Here is a 19,092-nt window from a genome sequence, read left to right on the forward strand (position 1 = left end):
TGGCGGGGTTGATTGATCAAGTAATTCCGATGACGAGTGTGCTGCGGGCTGCTTCGACGACGTCGTTGGTGATGACGTGGAGGTCGTTGATTTTGAGGATGCGTTCGATCTGGGGGAAGAGCCTCTCGAGGAGTCGGAAGTTCCCTCGGGTTATGCGTTCGATGGTGGCGGCTGCTTGGGCATCGGTGAAGTCGTCCGGATCGAACTTTTGGCCCAGGCGGGACCATTGACGATGTAGGACGAATACGAGCTCGTCGTGTCCTAGTGGTCGGTATTGGTGGGCGAAGCCGAGCCGGCTGTAGAGCTGGGGGTAGCGGCTGAACTGTTTGTCGAGTCCTGGCATGCCGATGAAGATCACTGCTGTGTTTTGGCGGTCGTGGCGGTCGCGGAGGATTTCCAGTGCCGTGGAGTTGAGGCGGTCGGCTTCGTCGACGATGAGCAGTTCGACGAACTTGTGCCATGCTGCTGCTCGTCCGGAGATGGGTGGCTTGTATCCGGTGGTCATCATGTGGTGTTCGATGCAGATTCCGGTGCGATCGATGTAGAGGTCGAGTTCGTCCCGGAGTTGTTTGGGTCGGGCGAGGACGGGCGGCGTGTAGAGGACGGTGCGGGTCTGATGAGCTGCCGCCCACGCCTTTTCGTCGCTTTCGTCGCGGGGCCCCCAGGTGTGGACGAGAGGTTCGACGGTGTCCCAGTGGGCGTAGCGACGGGCGGAGAGGGTCTTGCCGACGCCGGCGGGCCCGAAGCAGATCCCGATGGTGCGTTGCTTGCGCACGGCGCTGGCGAACTCGACGAATCGACGATGCTCCTTAGTGGGAAGACGATGCTCCTTAGTGGGAATGAAGCGACCAGGCATTAGTCCTCCTCGTAGAGGCGCAGCCGTGGCCGCGGCGTGCTGTGCGGTGATGCGGCGGGTAATGGATTGGGAGGTGCGGCAGGAAATGTCGGTTCGTCCCGCTCGGGTTGTGGAAGGTGGACGGGGAAGGTCGTGATGCGTTCGTTGATGTGGGTGCGCAGCTGGCGGCGGCGGGCAGTTCGAGCGGCTTGGATTTCCTTGATACTGATGCTTGTGTGCTCGTACTGGGTGTTGATGGCGTTGCAGACGAAGCTGTCGCGGTGGAAGACGCGGATCTCGCTGATGTCTCTGGGGTCATATCGGAGGGTGATGGTCTCTCCGACGTAGCTGGCGAGGATCGGGCTGATGTAGCGCAGGCCCTGGAAGCGGATGCCGTCGCGTTGGACTTTGCGCGGTGCCTGGACTGTCAGGAGGAGTTCGTCGAGTTGCTCGAGTGTGTCGGGTAGGCGCGGCATCCAGCCGTCTGCGATCCACGCTTTGGTGGGGGTGAGCTTTGTTTCGCTGTGTCGGCGGTGGTTGTAGGTGTTCACGATGAGCTCGTGCAGGGCGGTGGTGAGGTCGCCGAGTGTCAGTATGGGTGTTGGGTGGGGGCGCCCTGCTGTGATGTGTCCGGGCAGTTCGGCGAGGAGTTCGGTGTTGATGGTGCCGAAGAATCGTTCCACTTTCCCGCGGCCTTGCGGTCGGGCGACGGCGGAGTGGATCATCCGGATCCGCAGGTCGTTGGTGACGTGGGTGAGGTGGTGGCTGGTGAAGTCGGAGCCGTGGTCGACGTAAAGGACGTCGGGTATTCCACAGATCGGCCACGCGGGGTCGCTTTTGGGCCAGATTGCCTGACGCAGTGCGAGGGCTGTGTTCATGGAGGTCGGTGCGCCGAGAAACACCATGTAGCCGGCGATTGCCCGGGAGTGGTCGTCGAGGATAATCGTGAGCCAGGGCCGTATGGGTTTTCCGTCGGCGCTGAGGATGAGGATGTCGAGCATGGTGTGGTCGGCTTGCCAGATCGCGTTGGGTTGATCGGCTTGGCGGCGTAGCGCCAGCTCGTATCTGTCGCGGTACGCCACCGGTCCTTCGAGGGCAAGCACTCTCATCCCGGGATCGAGGTGAGCCACAACCCGGCGGACCTGCGCATAAGCCGGTATCGGCCAGCCCTTCTCCGCGCAGATCTTTGTCACAGTGCGGGTGATGGCGGCAATGGATTGTCGGGGTCGGATGAGGGCGAACCCTTCGATCATGCGCACGACGTCCGGGTTAAGTGATTCAGGCTTGGCGCGCTGTTTCGGTTTGAGCCCCTGTAGCCCGTGGACTTTGTAGGTGTGTTTCCAGCGTTCGAGGGTCCGCAGCGGGATGCCGCTCTCGCGGGCGATGGCCGTCAGGGGGACATCGTCTTCGACGTTGAGGCGGAGGTAGGACCAGCGTTCAGTGACCACGTCCGCTGGGGTGGACGAGGAATCCTTCGGGGCCTGACCTTCTGCCATCTACACCGCCGGCTTCACCTTCGGTTTACGGCCTTTGGTCGGTCACATGGTCTCGCTTCAACGTCCGGTAAATGGTGGTCCTGCTGACACCGAGGACCTTCCCGATCTGTTCGACGGTCATGTCCTGCTGCTCATACATGCGACGCGCGGCAGTGGCTTGGTGAGGACTCAGCCGTGGTGGTCGTCCACCGGTGCGACCTCGAGCACGGGCTGCTGCGAGGCCGGCGTTGGTGCGCTCCTTAATAAGGTCTCGTTCGAACTCGGCCAGCGCCGCGAAAACGTGAAAGACCAATCGGCCGCCCGGTGAGGTCGTATCGATAGTTTCCTGCAGGGACTTGAACCCGATGCCCTTGTCCTGAAGTGCGGTGAGCTGATCGATCAGGTGGCGGATGGATCGGCCGAGGCGGTCGAGCCGCCACACCACGAGCGTGTCACCTGGGCGAAGCTGATCCAGAAGTTTGGTGAGTTCCGGGCGCTGATCGAGGGACCCCGAAATGGTGTCGACGAACACCCGATAGCAGCCAGCAGCATTCAGTGCATCGACCTGCAGCGCGGCATCCTGATCGGTGGTCGACACTCGCGCGTAACCCAAAAGGTGACCCATGCCCTCCAATGTAGCGGAACCCGTCAATTCGGGGCAGAAGTGGAGCATAGATTGTAGCACTGAGTATCGCTACAGGAAACGGGCTTCTAGGAGCCGATCAGCGGCACCTACGTCGCCTGTAGCAAATACGGTCGTTTAATACGCAGCTTCCGGACACGGTTCATGAGACACGACGCGCCGCTGTCAGCTCTCTCGGACTGCAGTGTTCTCCGGACGGTCGTTGATAACACATTCATGTATCCGAGCTTTGCGCCGGGCCCTTAGTGAAATAGCAGCTACGGATTCTCGCAGAACAACTTCAGTGGTGAGAACGATCGATATCTGTTTGGAGGGTGGTCGCACCGGTAGTTGGGCGGTTTTTGTCCTCTGGGGTCAACCGGGCAAATGTTTGGGTTTTAGATTTCTCCGGTCCATTTCCCGTCGTAGGGAGCGAACGCTTGTTCCCATCGTTCCCGCTCGGGGGGAGGCAGGGGCCCTTTATCGATCGCGGTGGCTGCGGCTGTGAGATTGCGTTTGTTGGATGTTCCGACGATGGCGGTGCTGACTGCGGGGGCGAAGGCCGAGAATCGCAGGGCGGTTCCAGCCCAGTCGCCGTCGGCAGGGTGAAGGCCCATACGTTGGAGCCGATCCCAATAGGTTTCTCCGTAGATCCCGGTGGGTCGATGGGTGTGGCGCCAGGGGGCATTTGCGAGGGGACGTTTGGCGACCACCCCGAGATGGTGTTCCTGAGCGCGGGGAAGCATGTGCCTTAGTGAGTGCTGATCTGCCAGATTCACCGAGGTTTGGAGGGCACCGAAGACTCCGGCGTCCGCGGCCCATGCTAGTTCAGCGTTTTCGCCGCTGTAGCCTGGGACCCGGATTTTTCCGGCGTCGCGGGAGGCGAGCAGAGCGTCGATAACCTCTCCCTGCTGAAGGACAGGCAGGGGGCAGGAGTGCAGGAAGACCACATCGATGACATCAGTGTTCAGTACTTTCAGGGCACGGTCGATGCCGCCTGTGACGGCTCCGGCGGTCCAGTCCTGGTGTCCTGGAACGTCGTAGCCGACCTTCGTGGACAGGACGACGCGGTCCCGGTGTGGGGGCAGCCATCGTCCCAGCCGTTCTTCGGACGCACCATAGCCACGGGCGGTATCAAAAAAGGTGATGCCCAACCCAAGGGCTGTATCAAGGAGGTCCTGGGCGGTCTTCTCATTCAGATTCGTCGTGTCGATATGGCCCGCACCGAAACCAAGTGCAGAAACGCTTAGGGATGAGTTACCGAGCTGTCGCGAAATCATGCCGCTTTCGTGCTCCATTCTGAGGTGCATTTTAGGAACCGTTGTCTATGTTGCATCATGCCGACGGCGGCCGGAACCTTGGGGTTTCGGCCGCCGTCATTCCTGTGGATTGGTTACTGCGTGGTGATTACATGCGTCCGGTGATCGTAGGTGAAGGTTATCGGGCCGCCAGCGTGGTTGAGTGCGATGTTGGTGCCGTTGGGTGCGCCGCCGGCTCCGTAGTTCTCGTCCCAGCCTCGGTTCAGGGCAACCTTGTACTGGTAGCTGCCGGCGGGCAGATCAGCGACTTCAAGAACCCAGGTCTGCGATGCGTCGTCGAATATCATTTGTGCCTGGTCGCAAGCCGGGTCCCAGTCGGTTTCGCAGCCCAGTTCCGAGTCGAGGCTGCCGGCCACTGCGACCGTGCCCGGCTGCTCAATGATCGAGCCGGTGGTCACGGTCCGGATGTCGCTGATCGAGGTGCCGAGCACGGCCCGGTAGCTCACCTGGGTGCCCTCAGCAAGGTCGAGCGCCGCGAGGTCGTCAATGGCGGTATAGGTCGGTGATGAGTCATCGGTGCCGATGGCGGTCCACGCTCCACCGGCCACGCTCCGTTCGAGCGTCACGGCGTAGTCGGAGTTCTCCGGGCTCGCCGTTGCGGTCACCTCGACCTCGCCTTGGACTTGTGTGCCTTCGGTGGGCAGGCCCATGGTGAGCCGGGGCGCTGGGACGGTGGCCGGTACCGCGGCCGAGGTCCGTGTGTGGCGGCCGTTGTCGAGGACCACTGCGCGGTACTCGACGGCCGTGCCTGAAGGGAGCGCGCTGGTGTCGTGGTACACGCTGTAGGGGGCATTATCGTCCGTGCCGATGCTTGCCCAGTCTGATCCTGCCACCCGAGCCTCGAAGGTGACTTCGTAGAACGAGGACCCGGCGACGTCAGCGGCGACCTTCATACGGCCGTTGTCTTCCGCACTGGGAGCAGGTTGCTGCAGTGTGATGGCTGGAGCCGCCTTTGAGTGCGGAATTTTCCCGGAGAGTTCGTACACCACTGTGGATAGTGCGGGTACGGTGACGTTGAGCGTGCCGTCGGCACCTGACTTCAGGCGGGTGGGTGCCTCGCCGTAGACGAGTCCGAAGCTGCGCTTGGCGGCGTAGGTGGGGATGGCCGCAGTCTGCGGTTCGGTGCTGTTGTTGAGCGCCACAACGTACTCGCGCTGGTCCTTCGCATCTATGCGGGAGAACGCGTAGATGCCTGGGCCGTCGGAGGCGTAGCGGTGCTGGTGGGCGCCGTTGCGCAGGGCAGGGTGTTCGGCGGTGACCCCGGCAAGGGTCGCGATGCCCTGGTAGAGCGGGTGGTCGGGGTCGAAGTTGTCCGTGGCGTGGGTCGCCGTGGTGCCGAGGAGGTTGTCGTCGAGGTATTCAGGAACCTGGCTTGCGAACAGGCTCTGCCGGGATTCCTTATCGCCTCCGACGCCGGTGAAGCCCTGCTCATCGCCGTAGTAGATGACGGGGTTGCCGCGGGAGAAGTACATCAGTTCGTGTGCGAGGGTGTCCCGGGCCAGCAGCTCGTCCTCCGCGGCGCCCGGGTTGTCCGAGGTGATGAAGCTGCCGATGCGGCCCATGTCGTGGTTCCCGAGGAACGTCGGGAGGCTGTAGGCGTTGGAGTCCGCGTCCGTGTACCAGTCGTCGCCGGCGAAGAAGGTCTCCAGTTCGGACGCCGGTGCGCCCTGCGACGCGTAGCCCCGGGCTGCGGCCTGGAACGGGAAGTCGAGGACGGACTGCATCCGGTTCCGGGTAGTGAACTGGGAGGTGAAGGACTTGGAGGCATCGAAGACTTCACCGAACATGAAGAACTCGTCCTTGCCCTGCTCCCGTGCGTAGGAGAGCACCTCCGGGCCGAACTCCTGCCAGAACTCGTCGTTCACGTGCTTCATGGTGTCGATCCGGAAGCCGTCGACACCGAAGTCGGCAATCCAGGTCTTGTAGATGTCGATCATGCCGTCGACCACACGCGGGTGCTCGGTGGAGAGATCATCGAGCCCGAAGAAGTCTCCGTAATAGGCGTCCTCGCCCGCGAAGGTCGTGTCGCCGCGGTTGTGATACAGCGTGGGATCGTTGAGCCACTCGGGGACCTTGAGGTTCCGGTCGGCTTCGGGCACCACCGGAACGTACGGGAACGAGGTTGTAGCATCCAGCTCCGGGAAGGTGCCCGTGCCCGCGTAGTCGCGGTCGTCGAAGGCGTTGCCGTCCGCGTCGCGGTACGGCTTCTCGTCCTTTGAGATGTACGGGGCACGCTCTCCGGCGTCGTAGCCGATGACGTCGGCGGTGTGGTTGGTGATGATGTCGAAGTACACCTTCATGCCACGCGCGTGTGCTGCGTCAATGAGGGCCTTGAGGTCGTCGTTCGTGCCGAGGTGCGGGTCGATCTGGGTGAAGTCCGTGATCCAGTAGCCGTGGTAACCCGCAGTTCCGTCTTCTGGCTGCACTGCACGGTTCTTGAAGCTCGGGGTGAGCCATATGGAGGTGGTGCCCATGCCCTGGATGTAGTCGAGTTCCTGGAGAAGGCCTTTGAGGTCCCCGCCGTTGTAGTAGCCCATCTGGGTGGGGTCGAAGCCGGACACAGACGGGTCAGATCCGAGACCGCCGTCGTCGTTGGCCGTGCTGCCGTTCTGGAAGCGGTCGGCCATGACGAAGTAGAAGTTCTCGTCGGTGACGGCCGGACGCAGGGAATGCTGCGCAGTAGCGGGAGGGGAGTCGCCGGGATCCTTCGGGGCGGCATTGGCGGGCAGGGACGTGACGGAACCGGCAACGAGGGCGGTCAGTACGGCTACGGTGGCGTGGCGGGGTTTCACAGGGTCTCCTCTGGAAGGGCGAGTTATGGCGAATGCTGTGTCGCTGTGCAGTGAAAGGGTCAGCTGATTACGGTCGGGCTCTCTGGGCCGCCTTCCTTCATGGACATGTTCGGGCCGCTCACCTCGGCTCAACCATCGGGGAACGACTGTCGGTCCTGAACCACTTGGCCGCTTGCCACTGGGTGAGCAACTAGGGCGTGAAGGGCTCCACAATCGATGCGATGCCGTGCTGGTCGCAGGTCAAGCCGACGCGTAGCGCGTGATCTACAACAATGGGCTCGTCATGCAGGACCTGCCCGCAGTGCGGGCAGGTCTGTGGTTCTTCGCGAGCCTTCTCCGTTGACATGAGGATGCTCCTCTTGCTGTCAGGGGGCCGTGACAAGCCGGTAGACATGAGCTGCCGGTCCGCCGGCCGGCAGCCGCACGTTGTCAGCGTCGATCGATGTACCGGGTTCGCCGAGAAGGGGAACCAGATGGTCTACCGATTCGATGCCGAGAGCCCGTAGGGGCAGGGCCACCGGTGGGTGGCCCGCACGGGCGGCGTGCACGAGAATGCGCTCATCGGCGTGCTCGCGCAGGTACGTCATCGAATCGTCGCCAACATAAACCCAGCGCAGGCCCCCGTGGCGTAGCGCGACGTGCTGATGCCGCAATGCGATCAAGGCCTTGTAGGCGTCCAGGGTCTGCCCGTCCCAGTCCTCGCGGCGGTGCCAGGGGAACGGTGTGCGTGAGTGCTCGCCATCCACTCCAGTGAGGCCGATTTCGTCCCCGGCGAAGATCGACGGGACGCCGGGCATGGTCAGTTGCAGCGCCAACCCCACCAGGTGTTTCTCACGGCCCCGCTTGGAAATGTCCCCGGAGCCGTCACCGCCGGTCGCCGTCCGGAACCGTGGCAGGTCGTGGGAGTCGAGGTGGAGTGTGGATGCGGCTTGCGCCCGCCAGGGCATCACGGCGTGCACCTCCCTCATCCCGGTGACGACATCGATGCCACTGAGGACAGGTGACGCCGCTGGTTGACCGAAGAACGGGCGGGTCGAGGTTTCGGCCCCGCCCAGCCACGTCCATATTGGTCGGGTGAATCCCGCGTAGTCCATGGTGCCGTGCCAGCCATCACCCTGAAGGTCCGGGCTTGCGTCGTGTCCGTGTTCGGCGAGCACCCACGCCTCCGGATTCGTCTCGCGGGCTGTGGCGACCAGGGTCCGGGCGACGTCGTGAGTGAGGTCCTGCGCGCCGTGCCTGCCGGTCATGTTCGCCACGTCAATCCGCCACGCGTCGAGCCCGGCTGTGAGCCAGTGCGCCACGATGGAGTCGGCTCCTTCGTACATGCGCCGGCGCAGTGCGGTCGATGAATGGTCGAGCTTGGGCAGGGACGGCAGTCCGAACCAGCAGGCGTACTGGTCGGGGTGTTTCTCGAAGAAGTAGTACTGAGCCTCGGGTGCCTTGGCGTTGGCTTGGGCGGCGAGAAACCACTCGTGGGAGTTACCGGTGTGGTTCGGTGTGAGATCACCCATGACACGTAGGCCGCGGGAGTGTGCGTCCCGCACGAGGTCTGCGAATGCTTCGTCTCCGCCGAGGAGCGGGTCGACGTGGTCGAACGTGGAGGCGTCGTATCGGTGGTTGCTGTGCGCCGGGAAGATCGGGGTGAGGTACAGCACCGTGACCCCGAGTTCGATGAGGTGGTCGAGGTGCTCGGCGATCCCGGCCAGGTCCCCGCCGAAGAGCTGCAGCGGGGTATCCGGCCCCTGGTGGATGACTGCGTCGTCCCAGGCGGCGGGTTTGGCCCACGCCGGGAGGGTCCGGGTGTCGGCGGCGGCCGAGCGGGCGAACCGGTCCGGGAACACTTGGTAGACCACCGCGTCGGCGACCCAGTCGGGCACCGGTGGGTGCGCTACAGCCCGGAAGTCCGCGGTGTCGGTGACCTCCCGCCGGTGGATCCCTGTGGCGTTCAGCCAGGTGTACGCGCCGGCGAAGGATCCGGGCGGCCCGGTCAGCAGGAATCGGTAGCGGGTCACCGGGTTGACCACCCGCAGCGGTGCCCGCCACCAGGTCCCGGATGCATCGCTGGCCTCCGGCTCAGCGGTCTCGAGGTGTGGTTCGCCGTCGTGTACCGCACGTAGTGTGACCGCGGTGGCCCCGGGCGACCCGTCGGCGCCGTGGGGCACGAAGAGGCGCACCGGGACAACATCTCCCAGGGAGGGTGCCTGCTCCGGGACATACAGTGCGGATCCGTCGTGGTGTGGCTGGTGGAGCAGGTGACGCAGGTGGTGGGGGGATGCGGGGCTCTGGCCCTCCGTGTGTGATGCGAGGATTTCCATCAGCCTTTCACCGCGCCTGAGGTGATACCGCCGACGATGTACTTCTGCAGGTACTGGAAGAGCAGGATGACCGGGATGGAGGTGAGTACGGCTGCCGCGGCGAAGATTCCGAGGTTGTTGGTCCGGTCGGCGTCGAGGAGTCCGTACAGGCCGACGGCGAGGGTTTTGATTTCGTTGTCGCGCAGGAAGATCGACGCGAGGATGAACTCGCCGAGGACACCGATGAAGGAGAGCAACCCGGTGACCGCGAGGATCGGGGTGACCAGCGGCAGGATGATTTTGAAGTACAGCTGGGTATGTGTGGCACCGTCCATGAGGGCGGCTTCGTCCAGTTCGCGTGGAATCGTGTCGAAGAAGCCTTTGATCAGCCAGACCTGGCCCAGTGCGCCTCCGAGGAGCACGATGATGTAACCGGCAAGGGTGTCCAGACCGATGGCCGGCATCACCTCACCGATCTGGGTGAACAGTAGGAACAGCGCTGCGGCCGCAAGGAACTGCGGGAACATCTGGATTAGCAGCAGTGTGAGCAGGCTGCCGCGACGGCCCTTGAAACGGAATCGGGAGAACGCGTACGCGGCCAGTGCGCTGCAGAAGAGCGACACGATCACGACAACGACCGCCACGATGAGGGTATTGAGGAACCAGCGGGCGAACGGGCGATTCGGGTCGTTGAAGAGGGCGGCGTAGTTTTCGAAGCTGATGGCCTGCGGCAGGATGGACGCTGACGATACGCTGCCAGCCGGGTTCAGGGACGCCGAGAGGATGTACAGGATCGGGATGATCGCGTACACGATCGCGATGATGCCGACGAGGTGACGCCAGCCGACCTCTTTGAACCATCGGCCGCGGGGGATTTTGTTCGCGGGTGAGCTTTTGAAGGGCTTGCCGCGCCTGGCGGGGTCGGTGAGATCGGACGGTGATACAACCTGACCGGCCTGCGGATTTACCTGTGTCATGTTAGCCAACCTCCTCGAGTGCCCGGGTGGCACGGAATTGCAGTGCGGCGAGGACGCCGGTGATGATGAACAGAATCACCGAGATCGCCGAGGCGAAGCCGATCTGCTGTGCGCCGCCTCCGAACGCCAGACGGTACGTGTAGCTGATCAGGATGTCCGTTCCACCGGCGGTCGGGTTGTCCGGGCTGAAAGGCCCGCCCTCGGTGAGCAGGAAGATCGCGTTGAAGTTGTTGAAGTTGAAGGCGAAGGCAGCCACCAGGAGAGGCGCGATCGAGACCAGCAGCAGGGGGAAGGTGATCTTGCTGAAATTCGTCCACCCGGTGGCGCCGTCCAGCGACGCGGCTTCCTTGTAATCCGACGGGATGGCCTGAAGTGCACCCGTACAGACCAGGAACATGTACGGAAAGCCAAGCCAAAGATTGGCCAGTAGGACAGCAACTTTCGCCCAGAACGGGCTACCGAGCCAGTTGATATCGAGGTTCAGCAGGTTGTTGATCAGGCCGAACTCCGAGTTGAAGAAGCTCGACCAGACCAGCAGTGCAATGAACCCGGGGATGGCGTACGGCAGGAGCAGGATCGACCGGTACGCCCGCTGGCCGCGTACCCGGGCGTCATTGAGGACCGTGGCCAGGAACAGGCCCAGCGCGAAGGTGGTGCCCACGGACAGGACGGCAAACACGAGAGTCCAGATGAAAATGCCGACGAAATCGCTACTGATGCGTGGGTCGGTGAACGCCCGCACGTAGTTGCCCACACCGACGTTTTCGCCCCAGGACTGGTCCGACAGGCGTTCACCCTCGGCGCTGGTGAAGAACTTCCGATCCCCGGACTGGACGGGCGTGTATTCCACGCCGGTCTCGACGTTCGTGATCGTGTCCTTGGCTTCGTCGTACTCTAGCGGCGAGAAAAGTTCGACGGCGCTGAAGCCCTGAGCTGTAATGACGCCATCCTCCGTCGGCACGGCGAACCCCTCGAGCTCACCGCCTTGCTGGCTGAACTCGTTGATCTGGCGGCGGTCCAGCAGAGTGAACCCTTCCGCTTCGGTGATCACGCCGTCTTCTACCGTGACCGTGTCCGGGTCGAGCTCGCTGAGTCCGTCCGGCGTCCCGGCGAAAACCTCGTCGGTTGCAGTATCCACAAGGAGAAACGTGTAGGGGCCGGAAGTGGCCGTACCTTCGCTGCCGACAGAGAGCCCGAAGGTTTTGGCGCCCTGGACCTGCTGCGCCGCGTTCCCGATGATGCGCGAAACTGTCACTTCCTTCGTGGTCCGAGTCCCGTCCCCGTAGTTCGTCGTCGAGAGTTGGAACGTCATGAGGATCGGGTACACCACGAACAGCACGAGCAGGAGCGTGCCCGGCACAAGGTATTTGGCTGGAATGAAGCGGCGGGTCGCATACGTCACCGCGAGCACGGCAACAATGCCCCAGATAACGATGAGGAAGGCCCACTGCCCGGTCCCTACCAGGGCCGGGGTCAGCATGACCGCCAACCCGATGATCGTGCCGAGAGCGACGATTTTGACCAGCAGCCCCACTACACCGCTGGATCCTCCTTCTTTGCTGCCAAGGCCACCACTCCGTGCCTTCTTCTCAGCCCTGCTTGCTACACGCTGGTTCACACCGTCACGCTCCAAAGTCGCTTCAGAAACCTCTACGGGTCAGATAAGTGGGGCCGTCGAGGGTCCCGTGGCACCTGTGGGCCGGGCCGGTCGCCCGGCCCACGGGTGTGAGCGGATGTCACTGACCGGCGATGGCCTGCGCGATTGTCTCGTGAGTCTGGTTCATCGTCTCGGTCGGATCGGCGCCGCCGATAATCGCTGACCAGGCCTGGCCGAGTGGGGCGAACACTTCAGCCATCGCGGGAACCGCTGGCATCGGAGCGCCCTGGTCTGCAGCGGTGGCGAACGTCAGCACGTCCTCGTCGGTGACGCCTTCGCGTACTGACTCCATGGCTGGCGGCTGGTTGCTCGCCTCGAACAGCGACCGCATGGCCTCTTCATTGTTGACACCGTTGGCGACGAACTCCTGAGCGAAAGCCTTGTTCTGGCCGTTGGAGGCGACCATGAAACCCTGGCTGCCCATGAACGGTTCCGTCGGCTGCATGCCCGCGAAGCCCGGAACGGGCTGAATCGAGTAGTTGTCTCCCAGGGCTTCCTTGACATCAGGCAGCGCCCACGGACCCGAAACCATGCAACCCGCCCGGCCCTCGGTGAACAGCGAGAGGTAGTTATCGGGGCTGATTGACCGGCGGATGGTGTCCGCTCCGGTTTCGCCCAGTGAGGCGATCTTCTCGGCCGCCGCGATCGATTCGGGCTTGTTCAACCCCAGATCGGTCGGATCGTAGTTGCCCTCCGCGTCACGCCCGAAGACGTATCCTCCGGCGGAGGTGAACAGTGGCTGCATGTGATACGCGTCGCCCGGTTCGCCCTGCTGCAGGATGAGCGGAACGTCCAGGGTGCCGGCATCCACGGCTGGCTGGCCGGCCGCGATGACGTCCTCGATCGAGGTGTAGGTGTCCGGGGCGTACTCGGTATTGCAGTACAGGGCCACAGCCTCAACTGCGTACGGCAACGCGTACAGCTGGTTTTCATACGTGGATGCGTCGACCGCCGTTTCGGAGTACCCGGCCAGGGCGTCCGGTGAGAGCTGAAGCGGATCGACGGCGCCGTTCTGCACGAGCTGCCCGATCCAGTCATGAGCACCGACGACTACGTCAGGCCCATTTCCTGCCGAGTTCGCCGTGATGAAATCCTGACGGGTATTGACGATCCCCTGGACGCCGACAGTGATGCCGTTTTCCTCCGCGTAGGCGTCTGCGATCTTCTGGATGTATTCAATCCGGACCGGGTCGGCCCAAATGATGAGGTCCTCATCGCCGCGAACAGCAGGTGCGGCGCTCTCCCCGGCCGCGGGGGTCGCTGCGGTCGATTCAGTCGGCGTTGATTCTCCACCTCCACCAGAACAGCCGGTGAGAAGGAATGAAACGCTGGCTACGACGGCGAATGACCGGACAGTGGTGCGCGTAGTTTTGTTGCGCATGGTGCTCCTCAAGCGTAAATCGGTGGGCGCGGGCCCCGATTATGGCGAGAGCGCTGCGCTGCGGACAGGACGACAGTAGCGCGCCAGAAACCAGAATGGAAGCGCTTGCGCAAAAACCCTTGCTAACGAGTTGGTCTCGGTTCTCCTAGAGAGAAATCTAAGGATCTTACGGTGAACTCCGCTCAGTACTCCCGCTCCTGATGGCTCGAAGCAACTCCAGGTGTTCGGACTCCAGTAGCCCTAAGTTCCGTTTATCTGTCCGCTATCACTGAAAGGAGCGGTCTGGTATAAGTGCCCCAGCTCACTTGGCCGTCTTCCATGACCGTTGGCAAGCGAGCAGCCGAAATCAACTGGTCGATCTGCAGACTCCAGTCTGGAAGCGGTTCCACTTAGGCGGCACATTCGCTACACTCGCCATCATGTCGATCGACGCCACTACCGCATTGCCAGATACCACCACACCCCTCGTCGTCCGCCTGTCGGACGACGAATCACACCGCGGCGACGAATGGTGGCGGTCCTCTGTGATTTACCAGATCTACCCCCGCTCGTTCCGGGATGCGAACGGTGACGGGGAGGGTGACCTCCAAGGGATTACGGCAGAATTACCGAGTATCCGGGAGCTCGACGTGGATGCTATCTGGTTGTCGCCCTTCTATCCCTCGCCGCAGCGTGACGGCGGGTACGACGTCAGCGACTACCGCGACGTCGACCCCATGTTCGGCACACTCGATGATTTCGACACGCTGATCGCCCGCGCTGATGAGCTCGGCCTCCGCGTCATCGTCGATCTGGTCCCCAACCACTGCTCCTCTGAACATGCGCTGTTTCAAGCCGCACTCACCGCCGGACCGGGAAGCGCCGAACGGGACGTGTTTATCTTCCGGGACGGCAAGGGTAAGAACGGCGAGCTGCCGCCCAATAACTGGCAGTCCCACTTCGGCGGTTCCGCCTGGACTCGGGTCATCGAGCCCGGTGGCAGTCCGGGCCAGTGGTATCTGCACCTTTTCGACTCGACGCAACCAGACTTCAACTGGCACTCACCGATCGTGCATGAGGAATTCGAACAGACGCTCCGTTTCTGGCTCGACCGCGGTGTCGCTGGATTCCGTGTGGACGTGGCGCATTCGCTGGTGAAGCATCCGGAACTGCCGGACTGGGGTGGACGAGCGGACGGCGGCAGCACCAAAGGGTTTCCCGGACATGAAGCGCCTATGTTCGGGCAGCCCGAACTGCACGATATTTACCGCCGTTGGAACGCGATCATGCGCGAATACGACGGAGAGCGGGTGCTCTGCGCCGAAGCGTCGATCTCCCCGGTAGAGAGGCTTGCGGAATGGGTGCGGCCTGACCAGATGCAGCAGGCGTTCAACTTCGCCTTCCTCGGCGCGGACTGGGAGCCGGAACCATTGCGTTCGGTGATCGAGACTTCTCTGCGGGGTTTCGATGCCGTCGATGCGCCCACCACCTGGGTCCTCTCAAATCACGATGTCGTGCGTCACGCCACGCGGTTCGGCTACCCCAACGGCGGACAACCCGATGACACCAGGGCAGGCGACGGAATCGGCTTGGACGATACCCAGCCGGACGCCCAGCGTGGCCTTGTCCTTGCTCGCGCTGCAGCGATGCTCATGCTCGCCCTCCCCGGCGGCGTCTACCTCTACCAGGGTGAGGAACTGGGACTGCCCGACCATACGAAACTCCCGGATGACGTGCGACAGGATCCAACCTTCGGTCGCACCTCCGGCGCACGTCTCGGCCGGGACGGGTGCCGGATCCCCCTCCCCTGGACACAGGATGGCCCCACTGCCGGTTTCAACGACACCGGCGCCTCATGGCTTCCCCACCCGGAAGGTTGGAGCAATTACGCCCGCTCGGCACAACAGGGCGATCCTCGTTCAACGCTGTCCCTTTACCGTGCCGCGCTGGATAAGAGGCGAGCCCTGAAGTTAGGCTCGGGATCCTTCTCCTGGTACGACGGCTTCGGTGATGATGTCGTCGCGTTCGTGAACCGTGACGTGCTGGTGATTCTGAACCTCGGACCCAAGGAAGTTGCCCTTCCCCCGTTCGATGTGATCCTTGACAGTGTGGGCGTCACCAAAAGCGCGCCAGGGACGAGCCATATACTGGTCCCCGAGCAGTGCGTCTGGCTGCGATACAGGTGAGCCCACGTGGCGGTCGCGGGCAGTGACGACCGGGAGGGAACGTGGCCGTGCTCGGCATTAAGGATGTGGCACTTGCCGCCGGTGTCTCCCAGGCAACCGCGTCCCGCGCACTAAGTGGACGCGGAAGCGTGTCCCAAAAAACCCGCCACCGCGTCCAGGCCGCCGCAGCTGATCTCGGTTTCCAGGTTTCCTACCACGCGTCCAGTCTCGCGACAGGCCGGAGCCGCAACATCGGAGTCGTTCTTCCCTACGTAAACCGCTGGTACTTTTCGACGATTCTCGAGGGTCTCACGCGGCAACTGATCGACGCTGGCTACGACCTCACCCTGTATGACTTCCAGGGTGATCGACACCGCGAAAGCGTCCTGAACGACTTCCTCTTGAGGAAACGACTCGACGGGGTGATCACGGTCGGCCTTCGACTGGCCCACGACGACGTCACCAGGCTCCTCTCACTAGGCATTCCGGTCGTCAGTATCGGCGGACCGCTTCCCGGCATGGCCTCGCTGATCGTGGACGAACACGCCATTGGACGCCTCGCAGCAGAGCATCTGATTAGTCTCGGCCATACCCGGATCGCGCATGTCGGCGGTGAACAGGAGTCCGACCTCTACTTTCATGTCTCCCGGGGCCGACGAGAGGGTTACCGTACGGCGATGGAAGCCGCCGGCCTCGAACAACGACCCGCATGGTCACTCATCAGTGATTACACCGCGAACAGCGCGTACACGGTGGCAAAGTCACTGCTGGCCGACCCGCACAACCGGCCGACCGCAATTTGCTGTGCCTTTGATGAGATGGCCATCGGTGTGATCCTCGCAGCCCGTGATCTTGGGCTCCACGTCCCAAAACAGCTATCCGTCATCGGCGTCGACAATCACCCTCTCGGCATGATCTTCGGACTGACAACCATCGACCAATTCGTCCAGGACCAAGGGACACGAGCGGCACGGATTCTCCTCGATGAACTCGCCGAGGCCCAGGAAGGCAGCAGTGGCTCACTACCCGCGTTGACCGAGCTCCCTATCAACATCGTGACTCGATCGTCTACAGCAGCCCCGACTACGAACCGGAACTCAACCTTCCACTGAGCCCCTACCCCTGCGCCGCGAAAGAAAGTCCCCGACCTATCACTCCATTCCGGATTGGCGGACCCGCAGAGCTTAGTGAACCAGCCTCACCTCGCGGCAGCTGGAGGGAAAATTCCTTCCAGCACTTGGCCACGGCTGTTGCTTTTGCATCTAAGTACCTAGCGTTATCCCTACATCGACTAGCCGGCGGTGAATCCGACACATCCTCGCTTGGCTCGGCCCGCGACGAATCGTGAGCGGACTTATCGCAGGCGGAGTCAACCGAATCACCAGGAGTAAATTGTGCAGGGACTGAAGGTACTCTTCATCGGCGGCAGCGGAATCATCAGCGCCCACTGTACGAAACAGGCAGTAGAAGCAGGGATGGATGTCTATCTACTCAACCGTGGAATCAACACTCTGCGTCAGGTACCCGCGGGTGTCACCACGTTAGTGGCGGACTCCCGAGACAAGCAGGCCGTCCTCGATGCTGTAAGTGGTCACAACTTCGACTGCGTCGTCAGCTGGGTCAACTTCACTCCCGAGCAGGTGAAGCAGGACATCGAGATATTCGCCGGACGCATCGGACAATACGTCTTCATCAGTTCAGCATCGGCCTATCAGACACCGCCTACACACATGCCCGTACTGGAATCTACTCCGTTGAAGAATCCCTTCTGGGAGTATTCGCGCAACAAGATCGCGTGTGAGGACCTCCTCACTGCGGCCTACCGCGAAGAGGGATTCCCCATCACGATCGTCCGTCCCTCTCACACCTACGACGAAACCCTGATCCCGTTCGACGGAGGATGGACAGTTGTCGAACGCATGCGCGCCGGGCGACCCGTCATCGTGCCCGGAGACGGAACCTCGTTGTGGACGATCACCCACAGCCGCGATTTCGCACAAGGGTTCACAGGTTTGCTGGGAAATACCTCCGCGATCGGTGAAGCTGTGCACATCACCGGCCAGGAGACGCCGTCCTGGAATCAGATCTATACCCAGGTCGCGGCGGCTGCCGGTGTCCCGGACCCCGTCCTGGTCCACGTCGCCTCAGAATCCATCGCCGAAGCCGACAGTTAATGGGGTGCTGGCCTGTTAGGCGACAAATCGCACACGATGATCTTCGACAACACGAAAATCCGTTCCCTCGTTCCCGGATTCACCGCCACCACCCCGTTCAGCCAGGGAGCAAGAGAAATGATCGCCTGGCATGACTCCGACTCCACACGTCGGGTCGTGGACGCCCACATGGACGCCCTGATGGACCGGCTCGCCGAAGCATACGCACCACGCCTACTCTGACTCCCTCCCCCTCCGAGCCCCATCCCACAATTCCTTATCGGACGGGTCAACAGTCCTGCGATGTTGTGGAGTCAGACCCTGTTCGATACCTACATCCTCTGTCTCTACTGCATGGTCGTGTGGGCGGCGATGATCCCCCTTTTCACCCTCACCACTGTCCGCAACATGGTCCACGCGATCGTTCCAGCCCCCGTCGCCCTTACCCGCGGCCTCGCTGCGTGGGTCGGACCGATCATCGTCCTGACATGCATCGCTGTCGCCGTGTCCGTGTTCTTCCGCTTCCTTCACGTGTCACCTAGGGCCACTGCTAACCGCCCCGGCGCCTCCGTAAACCCACCCAGCCCCGTGCAGTTAATGGAATTGAGGCCACCCATGTCCCTCCAGGCAGTAGCACTGCTCGCGCTGGTCCTTTACGTCATCGGCGTTAGCGCTACATTCGGGATCCGGTCCTGGATCCATTGGCGCAGAACCGGGTCCACCGGTTTCCAAGGCATCAGCGGAAAACCCGGGTCCCTCGAGTGGTGGGGCGGCATCCTATTCATCGCAGCCATGGTGCTCGGCGCCACAGGTCCCGCCCTGGCCCTCGCTGGCGTCGTCGTCCCGCCCCGGCTACCCGGCCTCGCCTGGGCCGGAACCTGCATCGCGATCATCGGCTTCCTAGGTACACTGGCCGCCCAAAGCGGGATGGGCGCCTCCTGGCGCATCGGCGTCGACGCCACCGAACACACCGACCTCGTCACCACCGGCCTGTTCGCCGTGGTCCGCAACCCCATCTTCACGGCCATGCTCACAGCCATGACCGGCATCGCGATCATGGTCCCCACCCTGGTCAGCGCAACTGCTCTGGCCTGCCTGTTCCTCGCCGTGGAAATTCAGGTCAGACTCGTCGAAGAGCCCTACCTGAACCGCGCCCACCAGCGCGCCTACGCCCGCTACACCGCAAAGGTCGGTCGCTTCCTGCCCGGTATTGGCCGCACACGGGCACGCAACACCGCACCGCACTAGCCCCCCGCAGCGTCCCAAAAGCGATCACCCTCACTGCCCAGGACGGCATAACCCCGCCGACCACGCGTGAGAAACCCCGCCACCGGGACTGTCTGAATAACGGTGTGTGAGGGTCCGGCCTGATCCGAGAGGAGATGGCCGTGAACGACTTCACGACCGAAGCATCAGAGGCGATGATCGATCCTGTGACAGGAG

Annotated in this window: 12 protein-coding genes and 1 pseudogene; 4 read left to right on the forward strand and 9 right to left on the reverse strand. The window is 62.7% G+C overall.

Annotated elements, in window-relative coordinates; translation table 11 throughout:
- Nucleotides 1–16 precede the first annotated feature (16 nt).
- The 9 genes from ACX80F_RS15985 to ACX80F_RS16025 form a co-directional block, all read right to left on the reverse strand.
- Nucleotides 17–856 carry an AAA family ATPase gene (locus ACX80F_RS15985; RefSeq protein ID WP_459337379.1) on the reverse strand — a complete coding sequence of 280 codons (840 nt, stop codon included), beginning with the start codon at nucleotides 854–856 and terminating at the stop codon, nucleotides 17–19.
- Nucleotides 856–2,283: a transposase gene (locus tag ACX80F_RS15990; protein ID WP_459337380.1), complete on the reverse strand. Its 1,428-nt coding sequence runs from the start codon at nucleotides 2,281–2,283 to the stop codon at nucleotides 856–858. Before ACX80F_RS15990 ends, ACX80F_RS15985 begins: the two co-directional genes overlap by 1 nt.
- Nucleotides 2,284–2,356: 73 nt before the next feature.
- Nucleotides 2,357–2,935 carry a recombinase family protein gene (locus ACX80F_RS15995; protein ID WP_459337381.1) on the reverse strand — a complete coding sequence of 193 codons (579 nt, stop codon included), beginning with the start codon at nucleotides 2,933–2,935 and terminating at the stop codon, nucleotides 2,357–2,359.
- A gap of 395 nt (nucleotides 2,936–3,330) precedes the next feature.
- Complete coding sequence (locus tag ACX80F_RS16000) at nucleotides 3,331–4,230, reverse strand: aldo/keto reductase (RefSeq protein WP_459337382.1); 900 nt, start codon at nucleotides 4,228–4,230, stop codon at nucleotides 3,331–3,333.
- Between the two features lie 95 nt (nucleotides 4,231–4,325).
- Nucleotides 4,326–7,043: an alpha-amylase family glycosyl hydrolase gene (locus ACX80F_RS16005; protein ID WP_459337383.1), complete on the reverse strand. Its 2,718-nt coding sequence runs from the start codon at nucleotides 7,041–7,043 to the stop codon at nucleotides 4,326–4,328.
- Nucleotides 7,044–7,408: 365 nt separating this feature from the next.
- Nucleotides 7,409–9,358, reverse strand: coding sequence for a glycoside hydrolase family 13 protein (locus ACX80F_RS16010; protein WP_459337384.1), 1,950 nt, complete (start codon nucleotides 9,356–9,358; stop codon nucleotides 7,409–7,411).
- Nucleotides 9,358–10,314, reverse strand: coding sequence for a sugar ABC transporter permease (locus ACX80F_RS16015; protein WP_459337385.1), 957 nt, complete (start codon nucleotides 10,312–10,314; stop codon nucleotides 9,358–9,360). Before ACX80F_RS16015 ends, ACX80F_RS16010 begins: the two co-directional genes overlap by 1 nt.
- A 1-nt stretch (nucleotide 10,315) precedes the next feature.
- Nucleotides 10,316–11,848, reverse strand: a complete 1,533-nt coding sequence (locus ACX80F_RS16020; RefSeq protein WP_459337386.1) for an ABC transporter permease subunit — start codon at nucleotides 11,846–11,848, stop codon at nucleotides 10,316–10,318.
- A gap of 202 nt (nucleotides 11,849–12,050) precedes the next feature.
- Complete coding sequence (locus tag ACX80F_RS16025; RefSeq protein ID WP_459337387.1) at nucleotides 12,051–13,352, reverse strand: sugar ABC transporter substrate-binding protein; 1,302 nt, start codon at nucleotides 13,350–13,352, stop codon at nucleotides 12,051–12,053.
- 419 nt (nucleotides 13,353–13,771) lie between these two features.
- Here ACX80F_RS16025 and ACX80F_RS16030 point away from each other — a divergent pair, with 419 nt between their 5' ends.
- The 4 genes and pseudogenes from ACX80F_RS16030 (at nucleotide 13,772) to ACX80F_RS16045 (ending at nucleotide 18,897) form a co-directional block, all read left to right on the forward strand.
- On the forward strand, nucleotides 13,772–15,517 hold the full coding sequence (locus ACX80F_RS16030) for a glycoside hydrolase family 13 protein (RefSeq protein ID WP_459337388.1): 1,746 nt from the start codon (nucleotides 13,772–13,774) through the stop codon (nucleotides 15,515–15,517).
- 41 nt (nucleotides 15,518–15,558) lie between these two features.
- Nucleotides 15,559–16,608, forward strand: a complete 1,050-nt coding sequence (locus ACX80F_RS16035; protein WP_459337389.1) for a LacI family DNA-binding transcriptional regulator — start codon at nucleotides 15,559–15,561, stop codon at nucleotides 16,606–16,608.
- 282 nt (nucleotides 16,609–16,890) lie between these two features.
- Nucleotides 16,891–17,892 (forward strand): annotated as a pseudogene (locus ACX80F_RS16040) (NAD-dependent epimerase/dehydratase family protein).
- A gap of 60 nt (nucleotides 17,893–17,952) precedes the next feature.
- On the forward strand, nucleotides 17,953–18,897 hold the full coding sequence (locus ACX80F_RS16045; protein ID WP_459337390.1) for a methyltransferase family protein: 945 nt from the start codon (nucleotides 17,953–17,955) through the stop codon (nucleotides 18,895–18,897).
- The last annotated feature ends 195 nt before the right edge of the window (nucleotides 18,898–19,092 follow it).

The organism is Arthrobacter sp. TMS2-4, from assembly GCF_054511075.1.